This is a genomic window from Pauljensenia sp. 27098_8_83 (genome assembly GCF_041432695.1).
Taxonomy (GTDB): Bacteria; Actinomycetota; Actinomycetes; order Actinomycetales; family Actinomycetaceae; genus Pauljensenia.
Window position 1 is genome coordinate 1 of the sequence record NZ_JAPWAD010000045.1, and the last position, 1,389, is coordinate 1,389.

The 1,389-nt window shown below is 62.0% G+C and carries 1 protein-coding gene; it reads right to left on the reverse strand.

Annotated features, from left to right (window positions below):
- Positions 1-8: 8 nt before the first annotated feature.
- Entirely contained in the window at positions 9-1,358 is a 1,350-nt protein-coding gene (locus O3656_RS10210; RefSeq protein ID WP_500063964.1) for an IS256 family transposase, read from the reverse strand.
- Positions 1,359-1,389 lie beyond the last annotated feature (31 nt).

Sequence of the window (1,389 nt, forward strand, 5' to 3'; positions counted from 1 at the left end):
TATGGGGGTTAGAGGTAGGGGGTGATTCGGTCGGGGTAGGCGGTGGTGAGTTGGGCGAGGGCTTGTTTCCAGTTGGTGGTGGTGCGTCCTTGGATGAGGCGTGTGGGGGCTGTTCGTTTGTTGGCGGGTTTGCCGGCGTCTGTGAGGCGCTCGGCGGCTCGTTTGTCTTCGATGTCGCAGATGGCGAGCCATAAGAGTTTGACGGCGGCTTCTTCGCTGGGGAAATGCCCGCGGTTCTTGGTGATTTTGCGTAGCTGGTAGTTCAAGGACTCGATAGCGTTGGTGGTGTACACGACGCGGCGCAGCATGGGAGGGAACGCCAAGAACGGCGTGAAACGCTGCCAGGCGCGCTTCCAGGTCGCAACGGTTTGGGGGTAGCGCCCTCCCAGGTCACTGGCCGCGAAATCCTCTAGCGCCTCTCGGGCGGTTTCCTCATTGGGCGCGCTGTAGACCCGCTTGAGAGCTGCGGCGACGCTCTTGCGGTCCTTGTAGGACACGAAACGCATGGAGGCGCGGATTAAGTGAACGACGCAGGTTTGGACCATGGACTGGGGCCAGGTCGCTTCAATGGCTTCGGGAAGGCCACTCAACCCGTCGCAGCACACGATCAGGACATCGCGCACGCCCCGGTTGGCCAGCTCGGCGCACACGTGGGCCCAAAAAGCCGCGCCTTCATCGGCTTGGACCCAGATGCCCAGCACATGCTTAACACCGTCCATGTCCACTCCGACCGCCAGGTGAGCGGCCCGGTTCTCCACCGTGTGATCGCTTCGGATTTTGATGCGGATCGCGTCCAGGTAGATCACCGGGTAGAACGCTTCTAAGGGGCGGTGCTGCCACTCCAAGACAGCGTCGCACACCGCGTCAGTGATCGTGGAAATCGTTGCGGCGCTGACCTCCACGCCCAGGGTGGAGGCCAGGTGATGGCGGATATCGCGTACCGTCATCCCCCCGGCATACAAGCTGATAATCATCGAATCCAAGCCATCGAGGCGCCGCTGTCCTTTGCGTACCAGGCGCGGGGTGAACGAGCCTGCCCGGTCCCGGGGGACCTCGATCTCGAAGGCTCCCACCTCCGACATCACGGTCTTCTTCGTCGTGCCGTTCCTCGTGTTCGAGCGCGCCTGCGCGCTGGTCTGGCCCTTCTCATACCCCAAGTGCTGGGTCAGCTCCGCGGCCAGGCCGCGCTCCAAGGCCTCCTTGAGCAACGCGGGCAACAATCCCTGGCTGCCCGTCATCTCGACCTCGCCAGCATCAAGACGCTCAAACAACGCATCCAACGCCCCCGAGCGACGCAGGTCCTCCACAGCCTCACGCCCACTAGCGCGAGCCACAACAACATCATCATCATTCATCATGCATCAATCCTTTCAAACAAAAAGACGGATA

Excerpts from the sequence above, each read along its gene's own strand:
- O3656_RS10210 (WP_500063964.1), bottom strand. The coding sequence starts at position 1,358 with ATGATGAATGATGATGATGTTGTTGTGGCTCGCGCTAGTGGGCGTGAG.